This is a genomic window from Bradyrhizobium sp. UFLA05-153 (genome assembly GCF_054185185.1).
This window is the reverse complement of record NZ_JBBIAM010000028.1, coordinates 21,566-35,741: the sequence shown is the minus strand read 5'-3', so window position 1 is coordinate 35,741 and position 14,176 is coordinate 21,566. Positions and strand designations below refer to the sequence as shown.

General features: G+C 59.8%; 15 protein-coding genes. 6 read left to right on the top strand and 9 right to left on the bottom strand.

Features of this window, described 5'->3' with window-relative positions:
- The first annotated feature begins 180 nt into the window (after positions 1-180).
- Complete coding sequence (locus Q2941_RS18595; protein ID WP_458193371.1) at positions 181-1,188, top strand: AraC family transcriptional regulator; 1,008 nt, start codon at positions 181-183, stop codon at positions 1,186-1,188.
- 161 nt (positions 1,189-1,349) lie between these two features.
- On the opposite strand, the gene Q2941_RS18590 is transcribed toward Q2941_RS18595, so the two are convergent.
- The gene (locus tag Q2941_RS18590; protein ID WP_458193370.1) at positions 1,350-1,640 is read right to left on the bottom strand and encodes a hypothetical protein; all 291 of its coding nucleotides are present in this window, start codon (positions 1,638-1,640) and stop codon (positions 1,350-1,352) included.
- A 37-nt stretch (positions 1,641-1,677) separates the two neighbouring features.
- On the opposite strand from Q2941_RS18590, the gene Q2941_RS18585 reads away from it, so the two are divergent.
- Together Q2941_RS18585 and Q2941_RS18580 are read left to right on the top strand one after the other, a co-directional pair.
- Complete coding sequence (locus Q2941_RS18585) at positions 1,678-2,466, top strand: collagen-like triple helix repeat-containing protein (RefSeq protein WP_458193369.1); 789 nt, start codon at positions 1,678-1,680, stop codon at positions 2,464-2,466.
- Between the two features lie 383 nt (positions 2,467-2,849).
- Complete coding sequence (locus Q2941_RS18580; protein WP_458193368.1) at positions 2,850-3,773, top strand: hypothetical protein; 924 nt, start codon at positions 2,850-2,852, stop codon at positions 3,771-3,773.
- 227 nt (positions 3,774-4,000) lie between these two features.
- Here Q2941_RS18580 and Q2941_RS18575 read toward each other — a convergent pair whose 3' ends face one another.
- Both Q2941_RS18575 and Q2941_RS18570 read right to left on the bottom strand, forming a co-directional pair.
- Complete coding sequence (locus Q2941_RS18575; protein ID WP_458193367.1) at positions 4,001-4,993, bottom strand: hypothetical protein; 993 nt, start codon at positions 4,991-4,993, stop codon at positions 4,001-4,003.
- An 88-nt stretch (positions 4,994-5,081) separates the two neighbouring features.
- Positions 5,082-6,050, bottom strand: coding sequence for a hypothetical protein (locus tag Q2941_RS18570; RefSeq protein ID WP_458193366.1), 969 nt, complete (start codon positions 6,048-6,050; stop codon positions 5,082-5,084).
- Positions 6,051-6,176: 126 nt separating this feature from the next.
- Between Q2941_RS18570 and Q2941_RS18565 the strand changes: the two genes are divergently transcribed.
- The gene (locus Q2941_RS18565; protein ID WP_458193365.1) at positions 6,177-6,368 is read left to right on the top strand and encodes a transcriptional regulator; all 192 of its coding nucleotides are present in this window, start codon (positions 6,177-6,179) and stop codon (positions 6,366-6,368) included.
- 277 nt (positions 6,369-6,645) lie between these two features.
- Here the strand turns inward: Q2941_RS18565 and Q2941_RS18560 are convergent, their stop codons facing one another.
- The 5 genes from Q2941_RS18560 to Q2941_RS18540 all read right to left on the bottom strand — a co-directional run bounded on the left by Q2941_RS18560 (position 6,646) and on the right by Q2941_RS18540 (position 12,274).
- Complete coding sequence (locus Q2941_RS18560) at positions 6,646-8,919, bottom strand: VapE domain-containing protein (protein WP_458193364.1); 2,274 nt, start codon at positions 8,917-8,919, stop codon at positions 6,646-6,648.
- 100 nt (positions 8,920-9,019) lie between these two features.
- On the bottom strand, positions 9,020-9,259 hold the full coding sequence (locus Q2941_RS18555) for a hypothetical protein (RefSeq protein ID WP_458193363.1): 240 nt from the start codon (positions 9,257-9,259) through the stop codon (positions 9,020-9,022).
- Positions 9,259-10,182 carry a hypothetical protein gene (locus Q2941_RS18550; RefSeq protein ID WP_458193362.1) on the bottom strand — a complete coding sequence of 308 codons (924 nt, stop codon included), beginning with the start codon at positions 10,180-10,182 and terminating at the stop codon, positions 9,259-9,261. The genes Q2941_RS18555 and Q2941_RS18550 overlap by 1 nt, the downstream gene beginning before the upstream one ends.
- 121 nt (positions 10,183-10,303) lie before the next feature.
- Positions 10,304-10,663 carry a hypothetical protein gene (locus Q2941_RS18545; protein ID WP_458193361.1) on the bottom strand — a complete coding sequence of 120 codons (360 nt, stop codon included), beginning with the start codon at positions 10,661-10,663 and terminating at the stop codon, positions 10,304-10,306.
- Positions 10,664-10,993: 330 nt separating this feature from the next.
- Positions 10,994-12,274 (bottom strand): tyrosine-type recombinase/integrase, encoded by a 1,281-nt coding sequence (locus Q2941_RS18540; RefSeq protein ID WP_458193360.1) that lies wholly within the window; start codon positions 12,272-12,274, stop codon positions 10,994-10,996.
- A 400-nt stretch (positions 12,275-12,674) separates the two neighbouring features.
- Here Q2941_RS18540 and Q2941_RS18535 point away from each other — a divergent pair, with 400 nt between their 5' ends.
- Together Q2941_RS18535 and Q2941_RS18530 are read left to right on the top strand one after the other, a co-directional pair.
- A complete protein-coding gene (locus tag Q2941_RS18535; protein ID WP_198031829.1) occupies positions 12,675-12,824 on the top strand; it encodes a hypothetical protein in 150 nt (49 codons plus the stop codon).
- Between the two features lie 122 nt (positions 12,825-12,946).
- Positions 12,947-13,096, top strand: a complete 150-nt coding sequence (locus tag Q2941_RS18530) for a hypothetical protein (protein ID WP_156944532.1) — start codon at positions 12,947-12,949, stop codon at positions 13,094-13,096.
- Between the two features lie 228 nt (positions 13,097-13,324).
- On the opposite strand, the gene Q2941_RS18525 is transcribed toward Q2941_RS18530, so the two are convergent.
- Entirely contained in the window at positions 13,325-14,002 is a 678-nt protein-coding gene (locus Q2941_RS18525; protein ID WP_027525213.1) for a ParA family protein, read from the bottom strand.
- Positions 14,003-14,176: the final 174 nt, after the last annotated feature.

Here is a 14,176-nt window from a genome sequence, read left to right as displayed (position 1 = left end):
TCCGATTGCCGCGGTTCCTCTTTTGAAGCTGGCCACTGCGGTGTCGCTTCACATCGGTTCATTTCTAAGTTGTGCTGCAAAGAACTACTTGTTATTCTCCGCCAAAGACTTGGTTGCGAAGATGGCGGGGCGCTCGACGAGAAATATGGTTAAGCAGCTGTCGGACCCACCGACGGTGCAGTGCGGATTGTCGCGACTAGCTGCCGATCGCGTGCGCAGAGCCGGCATCAAATTGGAGCCGCTGTTGTCGCGCGTTGGGTTGACCATCGACCAGATCGAAGATCCCGAACGACGCATCAACGCTCCCAACCAGTCGCATTTCTTGAAGCAGCCGCCGAAGCGCTTAACGATGATCTTCTTGGCCTTCGGCTCGCCGAAGAGTTTGACCTCCGAGATCTCGGGTTGCTGTATTACGTCATGGCGTCGTCCGACACGCTCGGAGACGCGCTGAAGCGCGTCTCCCGCTACAGCCGCATCACCAATGAGGCCGTCGTGCTTCAGTATCAGGAGACTCGCGAGCCCAAACTGCGCATCGCCTATTCAGGGGTTCCGCGCCACGTCGATCTCCAACAGATCGAATTCTGCATCGTCGCAATGGTCCGCATGTCTCGCGCGTTGAGTGGCCGTCGGTTCGCCCCCAAGCACGTATCCATCAGCCACATCCGTCCGAGAGGTCTCGCGAGGTTTGCCGGCTCTCTCGGGAAAGGTGTCGAATTTGGCAGCGAGGTCGATGAGATCGATTTTCCGGCCGGGTCGGCGGAGTGGACTCTGGTCAATGCCGACGCGCGACTCAACAAGATCCTGCTTAAGGTCTGTGAAGAGAGCCTGCGTTCTCGCAAGGGTAACGTTGGCAGGCTCCGCGTCACGGTCGAGAATACAATCTCTCCCTTGCTTCCGCACGGCCAAGCAAAGGCGAGCGTTGTAGCCAAGAAGCTCGGGATGAGCGAGCGAACGCTGGTTCGGCGGCTCGCCGAAGAGGGCGAGACATTCAACGAGATTCTGCAGCAGCTCAAGTCCAGCTTGGCCATCCGCTATTTGGACGAAGAAGGCATGCCGATCTCGCGGATCGCTTGGCTTCTCGGTTTCGAGGAGGCGAGTTCTTTTAGTCATGCCTGCCGACGGTGGACCGGCAAGTCACCCCGGCAGCTGCGGCTCTCAGCGGTTCCAACCCATGCCGGACGATCTTGACGACTGACGAGGAGCGCGACGTCTGGATGCGCGCGCCGCGGGATGAAGCGAAGGCACTGCAGAGGCCGTTACCTGACGACGTCCTCAAGATCGTGATGCGCGGCGAGGACAAGACAAGATAGCGGCATAAGTTAGAAACAGATCGCACTTATGCTGCCGTCTCAATGAACAATCCGCCTTCTGCGTCCAAGTTCATCGGCCGTCTCTATGATCTTTTCTGCGAGCCGCTTGACCAGCTCTGTGTGAACCTCCTCCGGCGGCAATTTTGCCTGTTCGGTCGGCGGAAGTGCATCGCGTGCTAATCGTCTGATGATCGACAGGTGTAGAAGCAGGGCCTGAGTGCGGCCACGGCTGCACGGTAAGCCAGTCTGACGCCGATCTTCGCGCTCCTCATCGATAGCTGTGCTTGCGATCTGAGCGATCAGTCTGATGGTATCGTTCGGCTCACTCATCGGCGCGGGCTCACTCTTGCGATCAGATCGTGCTATAGTGGCGCTAAACCAGCGGCATGAACAGGAGGCCGCGATGACTATAGCAGAGCGCGACGTTGTTCCGCGCGAAAGCGATCAGGAATTTCTAGTAGAATGCTGGAAGCAATGTCTGGCTGAAATGATCGCTGACGTCCGAGAGACAAAGCTCCGTTGGAAGGACGCATCCGAACTCCTAAAGGCAGACTCGACGGCAGCGATTGCGGAGGCGCGCGCCGCTTTCAGCGACACGCTGATCAAGCTGGAGCACTCGATCGACGAGCGTCTCGGCAGGCTGCGGCAGATAATCAATCAGAAGAACGGACCGCCCGTGCGTGCCTACGTCGCGGACAAGGTACACTATGAGGGGGAACTGGTCACGCACGACGGCTCGACGTATCAGGCGCTGTGTGACACCGGCCGCGCACCGCCGGATCAAGAGCATTGGATTTGTGTCGCGGCCGGAGGTCTTGATGGCCTTTCGTTTCGTGTGAAGGGCACGTATCATCCGGGCGAGCGATATTCCAGATTTGACGTTGTCGCGCTCAATGGCGGGAGCTTCGTCGCGCGGCGCAACAATCCCGGTATATGTCCGGGTGACGACTGGCAGGCGCTCTGCTTCCAAGGAAAGAAGGGACCAATTGGACCGAAGGGTGATCGCGGCGAACGCGGCCCTCCCGGCGCGTCGATCAAGGGATGCGAGCTTGAACCCGAGCGGTACACTTTGATCCTGACCCAGAGCGATGGCACGTCGATCAGCATCAACCTGCGCCCGTTCTTTGCGGCCTACCACGCGGAATGCAACGGATGAGCACGAAGCCCCATTACCTTCCTTGCTAATCCAGTCCTCCCTCGCATAGTCGTTTAGCTGGCGCGGTGGCGCATAACGGATGTCGGATACTCACTGCGGGCATGTCGCAGTTTGCCCCTCACGCCGACCCTCATCGGTTAAACCAACTTTTGCGTCGCCCCTGTGTTGGATCTTCCATTTCCGCTGGGCCGCACGTCCGCGCAAAGCAGTTTGTCTCTATCGCCAAAATTCTTCGACGATCTGGCGCATTTGATCAAAACTTTGGCGCACCTAAACAAGGCGAACGTCGTCCGCCACCCCACATCTAGAACTAGAACGCGCCGATTGAGACCCGTCGCGGTCTTTGGGGATCGGATAGACGATATATGAGGAAAAACTGCGCCATGAAGAAACTGATAGCCGCACTGTTAGCGGCCACTGCCACTGCTTTGTCTGCTAACGCCGCACTCGCACTCGACCTCACGTGCGCTGTCCCTCCTCCGGATATGGACCCACACGCTGTGGTCGCGCTTCGAATCATCGGGCAGGAATTTGGAAACACCATCCGCAATCTGCAGCCGGTATTCACCCTCCAGAACGGTGAGACCCGCGATCGTTCCGTCCAATATCAGAAGGGATGGCGCGTTGAGCCGGTCACCTCATCGAGTGGCCCAGCCATAATGTGGCAGGGATACTATGGACCGGGCAACCACCACACTGTCGCATTCATCAAGCCGAATGATCCAAATGAAACCTATCGCGAGGATCATTACACCGACAAGGGAGCGCTTGATCACAAAGACCCCTTCCGTTGCTGGCCGACCGGATCACAGCCCACAGTCGCCGACAAGGCCCCAGTTCCAAGCAACGAACCGGTCGCGCGTAATCGTTGGGACCAGCCCAACCCGAATACGGAGGATCTCCAACTACAGCGCCAGGTTGATCAGTCCCGCACGCGTTACGAGAACGCCCAGGTAGATGGTCTCCCGGATTGCGGTGATGCGAATGTTTGGCGGGTGTTGATGAAAGTCTTCAGCAATTCCGCATTCGGCCACGTAGATGAAAGCCTCATCCGGGTAATTCAACCGGGTCAGGCTCAGAGCACTGGGATCGATCGTAACGACGGCGCTAAATTCTGCCGGATCACCCTCCACGGCAATGAGCAGGCTGCTCACGAAATAGATGCTGGCATTATCGGCAAGCATACGTTGTCGCAGATCGCCTACAACATCAATCAAGCCGAAGCAGCCGGCAACCCGCAGACACTTCGATACAAGATCCAGTTGAATGGCGAAGGTGGTTGGGTGCTGAACGTTCTCAACAACTAGATCCTCCAAACCCCGCGGCGATTGGGACTTCGATGCGGCGCATGAGTCCGCAAGTAGCCCTTAGCCGCGGTTTTCCCAGTGACAGCAATGCTTCCGGCTAAATCGAGAGCCAAACAGACGTCACGGAACATTCTCCGCTTGCGGTCGCTAAAACTGGACCGCCGCCGCGCTCGAAAAAGGGACCCTTCCCTTTTTTCCGAACCGCCCCCCGTTGTGGGTCGCTTAGGTTAGACTTGTTCCTCGGCTGGGCTCGGCTGCGGCTTTTCTTGGATGCAGCGCGACGAATAGGATTCGATCAGCCGCAAGGCCTCCAGCAGGACGCCGATATGCTGGGCGATCTTGGTGACGTGCATGCGCGCGCCGTTCTCCATGGTCGATGCGACCTCGAAATATTCATCGGCCGTGAGCTGCGGCGTCTTAGCGAACTCTTGAGCAGCCCTGCCAAGCTTGAGGATTGCGCTGGAAAACTCTCGCAGGGCGATCTGGCGCTTCTGCATCTGGATCTGATCGACGGGCATGATATGCACATGGCCGTGCTGCCTCACGAACCATTGCGCGTGGGTATATTCCGGATGTTCGGGGTGCGGCAGGTCGGCGATCTCTGGTGGAGGCCAACCGATCTGTTCCGGCGTGTATTTTGGCACTGGCTTCGGTGGCGGCAGCGCTGCTGAAGGCTTCTTCGTTGATCGCTTATTGGCACGACGATATTTGCCGTCGAGACCTTTGCGCTTCTCGGGCATGGAGGTTGGCCGATTTTCACCGTTCAACTGGGGACGGTCCCCAGTTGCTAAGTGATTTTTGAGCTGTTTCCGCAACTTGGCAACAAAATGATTGTCTACGCCTGCAATGTTGGCAATCGCCCGGTCGCTGTCATCGACGTGCCGCTCCATACGGATCAACATGTTCACGACCTTGCGCTTGTCGGCATTGGTGCGGCGCAAGCCGTCGTGGGAATCGGCCTTGGCGGCGGCGTCCTGTGCGTCCTCATAGCTGCCGGTGCTCACATAGGCGTTGGTCGTCGTCTCGCCGCAGGCGCGGCGCGCCCTGATGCGATGGTAGCCGTTGGTCAAATAAAGCTCGCCGCCAACGTCCATCACATCGACATGCGGAAAGGCGCTCCCCCGGCCCATGGCCTCCGCATATTCCGTGACCGTCTCCTTGCTGATAGTGACGCGCATCAGAAGTTCGATATCGTCGATGATCTCGTCGATGACGAGCACGCGCTCGATTTTGTCGTTCATGATAATGCCTCCAATGAGAACGGGGGCGGCATTGCTGCCGCCCGCGAGGGCTTCAGATGGAGGAATTTCAAGCCGCTTCGGCGACCGAGGTGTCGGCGAACTTCGGCCACTCGTCGGTGCGCAGGTGCAGCCGGGTCATCGGCTGGTTCAATCGCCACGCGTTGAACGCCTTGGTAATAAAGCCGAGCTTGAGCGACTTGCGCATCTTCTTGTCGATGGCGGTCTGATCGGCGAGAAGCTTCTTGCGGAGCAGGCTGATCGGCGGCGACGTCGTGTCGGGATCGCCGAGTTCTTCCATGAAGCGCGCAAGCATCTCCTCGTTGTAGGTTTCCATGATCTTCCACGCCACGAAGATTGCCGTGGGCGCATGGTCGATCAGTTCGTTGGCCTCGTCGTAATCGGCTGCCAAGATCACATGCGCGGCGTTGATCAGCGACGGGCTCGCCATCACCGTTTCGAGCACCTCGATGGGCGTCAGCTTGGGCGTCTTCTTGTCGCCTTCCACATGGTAAGCATCGGCATCGTAGTCGCGGCTGATCTTGATCGCTGCCGCGATCTTGTTGGCAACTCCGTTAACGCCTGCGGTCTGCAGCGCGTCCTTGGCCGTCCGCGCCTTGCCATTGTCGATATAGGCAAAGACGTTGTCGATGTGCTCGACATTGGTGACGACATAGGACGGGAAGCTCGCGCCGGTCAAAAGGCCGGCCCAACAGCGGTGCTGGGCATCGAGCAGTAGGTCCTTGTCCGACAAGATGATCGGCTGCCCGGTCTTCTTCCAGCCACCGGGCGCTTTCATTTGACGGCCATAATATTGTACCGTGGTGACTGAGATCCTGCGATTCGCGCCGGGGGGATTCCGGCGCAGCAGGGCCTCGGACTTCTCCGGGGTAATATTGTGCCAGCCATCGGTTAAGCCGTGCGGTTTGAGCGGATGACCTTCGCTCCACTCGCGAAAGCGTTCGATGACCTCATCCATCGTCCGCTTGTTGGCTGCTTCGAGAACGAAGTTGGTGGGAAGCCACTCATTGATACTCATGTGTAACGCTCCCGGTTTTTGCGGTCCTCGGACCATCGGCGATATCGCCAGTGTTGAGCAAAAATCAACACCGCCGAGAAGTCAATAAAAAACTGTGGATAAGTCATGTCGGTTCGAGATTTTGGCTTGCAAAAGGCGATCGATGCTGCTGGCGGCATTCGGGCACTGGCTCGCGCACTTGGGCGCAATCCGGCGCTGGTCGCGCGTTGGACCAAGGTGCCATATGACTATTTGCTTGAGGTCGAGCGGGTAACCGGCGTCGACCGCGAGGACCTTCGGCCGGAATTATTTCACCGCAGCCGGAAAGACAAAAAATAGCAGCCGTGGGCTCTTATGGATTCGGTTCACGGTCATCAGCGCGAGGAACAGTTCGTCCGCCGGCCGGCCGGTTTCCGCGTCCCGCGCCGTCACGCGGCGAACGCACGGTTCGTTCGCGGTTCGACACCCCCGCGCCCACAGCGCACACAGCACACACAGCGGATTTTCCCATAGAGGTCCTACAAATTTCAAAAACTCAGGTCCCTCGTTAAGCAAGTGCGCTGCTGTGCGCGTGCGCTGTGGGGGTCGGAACCGCCGATCCATGACAGTTTCCATCCTAAAATTGGGCGGGTGCTTCATCTGGCGGCGTCGGCTCTGGCGGCGGGTCGGTCGGCACCCACCAGCGCTTGCCTGCCCAATCGGTCTTGCCGTCGCTCCGCTCTCGTTGCCAGCCAAGGCGCTCCATCGCCGCCGCAATCCGGCGCTGATCAGCGGTGCCGACGCGTTGGGTTTCCATACCCAAACCTTCCTTCGCCACCTGACCGACTGTCACCCGGAGTTGCGTTGCAAGGTAATCTTCGATCTGTTCTTCCCAGCTGTCGTGCTCGTAACGCTCGGCCTGTTGCGGCTTGATGTGCTGGCGTTCGAACTCCTTGTTCGGCCACCAAGGCTTGCCGGCGCGATAATGATGCGCGGCCTCGGCGAAAAGCTGATCGCGGTCGCGCCTCAATCCTTCGATGTCGATGACGTTGGTCCAGACTGGCCAGAACCTGCGGCCACCGGTTTCGTCGCGCAGATACTCTCTCTTGTTCGTGGTGCCGATGAAATTGCATTGCCGGGGTTCGATGACTTCAAGCCGCCCATAGCTCGGGCGATAACGCTCGACGGTTCGCGTCAAGAATGATTTCAGCAGTGATTTGTCGGCCTTGCTCATCGCGTGCATCTCGCCCACCTCAATCAACAGCTTCCCGCGCAAATGCTGAGAAGCATCCTTGGTGGAAATATCCGGCAGGTTGTCGCAAAAATATTCACCGCCAAGAACCTTGCACACCGATGACTTCAACATGCCTTGGTCGCCTTCCAGCACCAGCATGTGATCAGCCTGACACCCCGGTTGGAATATTCGCGCGACTATCGCGATCAGAAACATCTCGCCGACTTGGCTGACATAGTTGCTGGCTTCGGCCCCCAGATACTTCGTCAGCCAGCTGTCGGTTCGTGCGATGCCATCCCAATCGAGGCTGTTGAAGTAATCCTTGACCGGATGATAGGCGCACTGGGTGGCGCGGAGAGAGACGGCGTTGTGGACGTTGTCCTTGGAGATATCGACCAGACCGGAAACCTGCAGCCATTGCTGCAATTCGGTCACGTCAACGTCGGTGAGTGGTCGCGGTTTGAATGCGGGGTCATCGCAGCCGATGGGCTGCACCAACATCACAGCGCACAGCATTTCATCGAGCGCATAGCAATTGCAAATCCGTGGATCAGAAGTGAGAGCGATCATCGCATTGGCTAGCGTCGGCAGCGGCTTGCCAGATTTGTTTGTCATGCAACGACCAAGCCAGCCGCCGTGCGGGTTCAACTTGGTAACCTTGCGCCTGTTCTCGGCCGGTGCCGCTACCTGTGGCGGATGCTTCTCGACCCACGTCCGGCACATGCCACGAATAGCCTTCTCCTCGCGCCTCCAATTCCACCGCTTGCCGTAATCGCCAGCTGCAGCACGCGTGGCAGCCAGCGTCATCTCGACCACTTCATCAAGCGGCATGCCCGAGCTGAGCATCGACGAAGTGACGGCGAGTTGCGTTTGGTGAATACCGGCATCGCCGCCAGCCATGAACATCATCTGAGCGAGCCGTGCCTCGACATCGACGCGCGGCTTATAGGCATGTTCGGCGGCATAGGCGGTGAACTCGTTGGACTCGCCCGCCGTCACTGCCTGTGGCCGTTCCTTGCGCAGCAACACTGGCGATTGCTCGGCAAGCCATTCCTCCAGATCGTCCAGTTCGTAACGCCGACTACCGTGCTGCTCGACGATCTCGACCTCGGTCCATTCGCCGTCTTTCGTGTTGTGGCTTGTCGGCAGGCGCATCAGCCGTGACACCTCGGCGCACTGCAGATCACCGCCGACGACGTCGGCGAGCTGCTTCAACGCAGTTTCGATGCGCTCCATGTTCTCTTGGGTATCGACCGCTTCCTTGAACAACCAATAGAGATGGAACCCGTGGCCTGAGAACACGATTATGCTTGGTTGATATCTGAGGCGGGCCAGCTGGCGCAGAACCGTGGCGCGATCAGGATCGCCATCGAATTCGCGGAAATCGACATCGCTGTGCAGACCGGGTGTCTGCACGATGTGTTCTTTAGCGCGACGCTGGTTCTTCTTGACGATGCCGGTGCAAAAGTACAATGCGCGCTTCGGTCGATCCCACTTCGCAATAAATTCCGCGATGCGCGACGGTGAGCGCGTGAAGACGCATCTATCACCCGCCTCAGCCTCGTCGCCGCGTTCGTTGGGCAACGTCGTGATGTAGACCGGCAGCTCGGTGGTCGTGCCGAACATGGTTGCGAGGAAGTCGGCGGCGGCGGTGTTGGTGATGTTCGCGGCATCCATGACGTTTGCATCCAGCGAAGAGACTGATCATGACCTTGCGCCTTGCTGTTTGCGTTTTGCGATTCAGCTCCGCCTGAGTGCGTGCGGAGCCGGGATACGATCACTTGCCCTGCTGCTCCTTCAGCTGCCGTTGGTGCTGCTCGATCCGGTCGGCGGCATCGCGCAGCGCGGAGACCAAACCACCGAGCACATAGTCGACGTAGACAGGCGGCAAGCCGTGATCTATCGCGGTCGCGTCGAAGGCGATGCAGTTCGCCTTCCAGATCAGGCGGTTCACGAGCGTGCAGACCTTGACCGGCTTCGGTGGACGACGTGGAGGGACGATCACAAAGTTGGTCATCATTCCCTCACCCCAGTCAGCTGAAACTTTTTGCCATTGAACAACCGGAAGGCTTCAGCGAGCTTGTCGGCACTGCGTTGTCCGTCAGGATGCAGGCACATCAGAATGATCTTGAACTGATCGACAGCGAACAACGGCTTGTGGTTGTTGGTGAACTCCTTGTAAGTGGCAATCGTCTTGTCCGCCTCTTCCTCTCGCGCCTTCAGCATGGCGAGGTAGTCCTTCGTTTCAGCAAGCACACGCTGACGAACCTCTTCGTCGAGGTTGCGCAAACCGGGGCATGTATCCTTCCCGTCATCCGACGATGACGCGACCACCTCCGGTGCCGGGGCTTTGCTCGGCGGCCTGCGCGCCTTACCGTCCTTGCCGACCGTCTTGGTCAACTGGGCAATGCGCCCCAGTTGCTCCCCTTTGGCTCTCGCACGACCAACCGTCTTATGATCAACGCCAGTATCCTCGGCAATTTGGCGGTTGGATTTCTGCGGCGAGCGGGCGATCAGCTCAATGAGAATGTTCTGCCGGTCCTCGACGTTCAGATGACGGCGGCGGATGTTGGCGCTGATGACGTAGGCGTAGGGATCAATCCACGGTCTGCCGCACGGATGGCGTTCGCAGCAAACGTAAACGTCGATCAGCGATTTCCCGTTGGGAGCGTAGACCGGTTCAACCCCATCGGGCCCCCATTTCAGAAACACACCGCCAGCTTCGAGAGCATCGAGCCTGTTGCGCCCATCCAGCAGCAGGGGCTTGCCCTCCTTACCGGGCACCCAGAACGTGACCGGCGAAACCATGCCGTTCTGCTTGATGTCCTCGCCGAGCGCACGCAGTGCGTCCGGGTCGGTGTCCTTGAGTAGCGGAAACATCTCGGCCGCCGGATGGACCGGCAGCACGTCGCGCCATGATGATTTGGGTTTGGATGTCATCGCCGGTCCCTCCCGTTGCATGGGGTGGTGATCCGGGTATGATGCGGGGGTGATGTTCGCCCCGGTCCTCGCCCGGATCGGAAAAAGGAAACGCCGCCCTCCACAGGGGCGGCGTTTCGTTTCAGGCCTCTGCAATCTCGTCCTGCTTCTGCTCCACACCGAGCTGTTTCATGGCCGTCTTCATGACGCCATCGCGCCGCCAATCCGCCGCCGCTTCGCGCGTGATCAGCACCCGCGCGCCTTTCTCCATCTCGCGCGGCGTCAACCCGAGATCGCGGAGCTTGTAGTAGAACGCCACGCTGATGCTATGGCGGCGGCAAAACTCTTCAATGCTGTAGGCGTCGAGATTGGTGTGGTTCTTGTAGAACTCTTCGACCACGATGAGGATCGACTCGATATCCTTGTCGGTGGCCTTCTTCTTTGCGATCACCGTCCCGGTCGCGGTGACCTTCTTGCCGGTGACTTCTGGGCGACGGACCATCGCATGTCCCTTTCATCTCGCTAAGTGCGAGCGTCAGGGCAGCCCAAACAGCCGCGCCTGACGCTTTGTGAAGCGTCGCGCATTCGTGCTCTCGATTTTGCTGTTTGCGAGTCCGCCTTACCCTGAGTACCGGGCGGCGTTTATTTGGGTTATCGTTGCACGGTCCTTTGCGACCGCCGCCGGTTTTGTTGTCCCCGACGCGAAGTAGGTCAGTATGCGCCCGGTTTCGCCGAGGCGTCAATCCTCGTAGAACTGTATGGAGATGGAAGTAGACTTTTCAGGTGGTCCATTGTGGACCACCTCGCATTCGAGCTTTGCGCTTGGCTACGGTCAGCGCGCGGTCGCGAGCGCGACGACGTTGTCGGCGGCTGGCGCGAGCGGCACCGGCTCGTGATCGATCAACGTGCGACGCGCGACCTCGTCGGCGGCCTCGACCTCGGCGATTGCCGAAGCATAGTGCTTCGAGATCGCCGCCGAGCTGGTGTCGTGCAGCTTCGCGACCAGTTCGATGCTGACGTGCTCCAACAGCATCCTGACAATCGATGAATGGCGCAGCGCATACAGCGTCACGGTCTCGGCAAGTCCGGCGCTCTTGATCACGTCGGCAATGCGGTCACGATAGTTGTCGCCGGGACGCTCGCTCCACGGTGAGCCACTGCCCTGCAGCAGCAACGGCGCATCGGGGCTGCGGCCCTTTGCTGCCTGCTTCAGCTTCGCGTAGAGCGAGGCGGTGATCGGCACCGAGACGCGCTCTTCCCGGCGCATGATCCTGTTCTTACTGCCGCCCTTTGCAGAACGCGGCATTCGCAGTTTCGGCCGAGCGCCGCCGACCAAGTCCTCGACCAGCAGCCGCACGGCTTGGCTCGGCCTCGCACCGGTCGTCGCCAGCGTATCGACCAGCAGGCCGAGCTTGGCGTCATGGGCGTACGCCGCGTTGACGAAGCGGCTCACGCTGGCGTTGTCGAGGATGACGTTGCGGGCGACGGTGGCGTCGGGCAACGCCTCAAGGCCGGTCTCCCATGCCGCCTTGTTGATGATGCGCCCATCGTGCGAGGCGGCGAGGTTCAAGGCGGCGCGCAGACCCTTGGCATACCTGACGACGGACGACGGCTGCAAATCCTTGGCGAGGAGAGAGTCGCGCCAGCGGCGCAGCTCCTTGGCTCCGAGCAGCTGCACCGGCTTCGACAACAGCGGCACGCCAGCGAGATGCTTGCGCGGCAGCCGCGCGTTCTGGACGTCGCCGTTCCTTGTTTTGAGATCGCGTTCATAGGCGTCGAGCGCCTCGGCGACGGTCGCAGGTCTGGAGTCGTCGCCGACGTCGCTGGTCTGCCGGGTGGCGAGCTTCTTGGCGACGTCCTGCACCGCGTAGAAGTCGAGAATGCTAGAACCGTTGCTCTCGCTGAAGTCGTCGGCCTCGCACACGCCCTTGGTCCAGTAGCGGCCGTGGCCGTCGCTCGCCTTCACGACCCAAGTGCCGTTGCCCTTGTTTCTCCGGTAGAGCAGGCTGACGCCGCGCGCGAGCCTAACACCTGCGTAGGGCTTGAAGCGGACGGCGAGCCTCAATCTCGCGCTGCGATTTTCCAGTGTGCTGTGACGCGCGTTGCGTGCCATTTTCTGTCCCCGGTTTCTGTCTCGGTGATGTGTGTGGAAGCCTATAGAAGCTCATAGCACCAGATGGATACTATGCCAGACAGATCAAGCACTTAGAGGCAGTAGCATGGACGTCAAAAGGGGCTTATAGAAGGCTACGTCTCCCCTTGCGGGAGAAGGTGGCGCGAAGCGCCGGATGAGGGGTCGCATCCGTGCGCTCACTGCAGCAGATGAACTCGCGGAGAGAGACCCCTCACCCGCCGCGCTTCGCGCGGCCCCTCTCCCGCAAGGGGAGAGGGAAAGAAAAACCGTGGTTAACCGCGCCTCAACGGCCTTCGCAGGCGCCGCATGGCGCGTCCACGGCTCGTTTACGCATCGCGCCCTATCGTTTCCGGCAAAGAACTTTCCGTAGGGGGAAACCATGGGACATCGTACACGGCCGACGGCCGCGGAAGACTTCGCGCCCGCCGATCTCATGCAAGGACTTCTAGTGATCTCGTCGTTCGGCTTCTGGGCCGTGATGCTCGGCCTGATGCCGGTGCTGCTGTTTCGCGTCTGGCTCGCGGGCTGAGGCGAAGATAGTTAATCCGCGGTAGCGTCGGTGTTCAAATCGTGCGGGAACCAGCGAGGCGGATGTTAAAACGTTTCTAGTATTACTTGACGCCACAAGCGAAGAACTCGCGGGGGCGTTTAGTGAATACTCAAAATGATATGGCGCCTGGTTATCAGGCCGCCGAGCAGCAGGGCTTTACCACCGAGGACATCCTCTGGGCCGCCGGCATCTGGTCGGTGATCCTGACGATGTCGCCGGTGATCGTGTTCTACATGCTGATGGTGGCGTAGCCCGTCTGCGCCAAGCCTCTCCCCTCATCCTGAGGAGCCGCGGAGCGGCGCCTCGAAGGATGAGCCACGGGCGATATCCGGGCTTTCATGGTTCGCCCGGCGATGCGTAGCATCGTCCGGAGACGCGTGTTCTGCGCTCCTCACCATGAGGGTCTTGCCGGCTCTCGAAACGCAAAACGCGCGGGCCAACCGCGCGTTTTTCGTTGCCCAGGAAATGAATAAAAAAAACTACGCTGCCTGCTTGTGCATTGCGCCGGATGCCGACGCCGTGCCACGGATCGCCTTGACCGAACGCTCGATCGCGGCCCACAGCCTTGCGATCTCCTGCGCGGCGCGGCTCTCCGCCTGATATTCCCGTGCGCCCTCGCCGTGGCTCAGCGCCATCAGCAGATCCGAGCGGTTGGTGATCTGGCCGCCCCAGACCGGCGCGCGGAACTTGGCGAGCGCCTCGCGGGCGATGGTGACGATCGGGCTTTCGGCTTCGTCGCGGCGCGCGGGTGCGCCGTTGAGCACGACCGCGTAGGGCTTGCGCGCCGCGCGGCACATCTGGATGGTTTCCTGCACCGCGTTGACGTCGAACACGCCAGGCCGCGCCGGAATGACCACCATGGTTGCGTTCTTGATCGCGTCGTCGACAACGGCCGACAGGTTCGGCGGCGTGTCGATCAACACCCATTCATAACCGTCGCGCTTGGCCGCGGAGACGATGCCGCTGACCGAATTCACGGCGGCCTTGATCTGCGGCTCGTTGGTGCCACGCAGCTTGTGCCACAGCGTGAGCGAGCCCTGCGGATCCGCATCGACGAGCAGAACAGGCTTGGTCGCCTTGATCTGCGCGGCGAGATGTGCAGCAAGGGTACTTTTGCCCGAGCCGCCTTTACGCGATGCAAAAACAATAACGTTCATACCCTTGGCCTCCAGATTGACCCCAGGTACCGAAAATGAATCAGCGCGCTGATTCGTGAAAGAAAAATTTACCGGGAGTTGCGTTGGAGACACGAAATAAAAGGCGTGTTGGCTTTTGAGTCACACTGCATGCGGCGCTGCGGACATGAATCGCAATGAATGGCCGTTCGCGAT